The organism is Flavobacterium sp. W22_SRS_FK3 (genome assembly GCF_052113665.1).
In the GTDB taxonomy this organism is placed as follows: domain Bacteria; phylum Bacteroidota; class Bacteroidia; order Flavobacteriales; family Flavobacteriaceae; genus Flavobacterium.
Window position 1 is genome coordinate 1 of record NZ_JBGQOF010000068.1, and the last position, 1,176, is coordinate 1,176.

The 1,176-nt window shown below is 30.0% G+C and carries 1 protein-coding gene; it reads left to right on the top strand.

Going from position 1 to position 1,176, the window contains the following annotated elements:
- Positions 1-221: 221 nt before the first annotated feature.
- Entirely contained in the window at positions 222-1,085 is an 864-nt protein-coding gene (locus ACEN2I_RS19970) for a DUF5694 domain-containing protein (protein ID WP_441767835.1), read from the top strand.
- Positions 1,086-1,176: the final 91 nt, after the last annotated feature.

Genomic DNA, 1,176 nt, shown 5'->3' on the forward strand with positions numbered 1-1,176 from the left:
TGACCATAATTATAATTTTTAGTTATATTCGTAAGGTACAAAATCTCAATAAGTGCTACCGAAGGTTTAGTTCAACAGCTAGTAAGCAATAGTCGGGAATTAGGCTTAATTTAAAAATAGTTTTGTACTTGTAAAAATAGTTATTAACCGAAATATTACGCTTACTTAATCCCGCCCATCGCCTACTAGCCAAGCGTTGTGCATAATGTAAAAAAATGAAAATGACATTAAAAAAAGTAATCAACACACTAATATTAACTAGTGTAATCAGTTCCCAAATGTTAGCACAAAAAGAATCTATAACAGAAATTCTTTTAGTCGGATTTGACCATTTAGGTCAAATGGACAACGGAACACCTTCTTCCGATATTTTCAGTCAAAAAAAACAACAGGAAATCATTAAAATAACCGAAAAACTAAAAGTGTTTTCACCAGACCTGATAATGGTTGAAAAAGAACCAAGTGAGCAGAATCAGTTGGATAGTTTGTATAGTGCCTATAGGAATAATTATTTAAAACTTTCTGATATAGAATATGGAGCTTCAGAAACATATCAAGTGGGCTTCAGATTAGCAAAAATATTAGACTTAAAAAGTGTATATGGAATCGACCATTATGAATCTACTTCACAATCATTATTAAATTCTGGAGATAACATTAAGCTTTTTAAAAATGGATTAACGGAACTAATGAATACAGCTAGACCATTAAAAAAGAAAGTTCAACAAGATAGTCTATCAATTTATGATTATATCAAAACTATCAACCAAGATAAATTTATAGACCTATCACATAATCTGATTTTTAATTTACCCGCTTATGTGATAAATGGTGAGTTCTCTGAAACCGGAACCAATACTGTAGACATTGGTGAAATTGATAAAAAATATATAGGAGCAGAATACATCACTTTATTTTACAACAGAAACTTGAAAATATATTCAAATATTTTAAATACAGAATTAAAACATAATTCAAATAAAATTTTACTGATTATGGGACAATTGCATATAGGTGTTCTAAAGGACTTATTTGAACATAATCGTAATTACAAAATTATTGAAATATCAGAATATCTAAATTAATAAACACTATGCACAACAGCAAGAGTTTCGTTGCGTGCGTAGCACGAACAATGAAACTCGTGTTGAACGGAACCGCTGAGATTCCGCAACT

What these genes read in the sequence shown, in the direction of transcription:
- ACEN2I_RS19970 (WP_441767835.1), top strand. Translation starts at nt 222, where the DNA reads ATGACATTAAAAAAAGTAATCAACACACTAATATTAACTAGTGTAATC.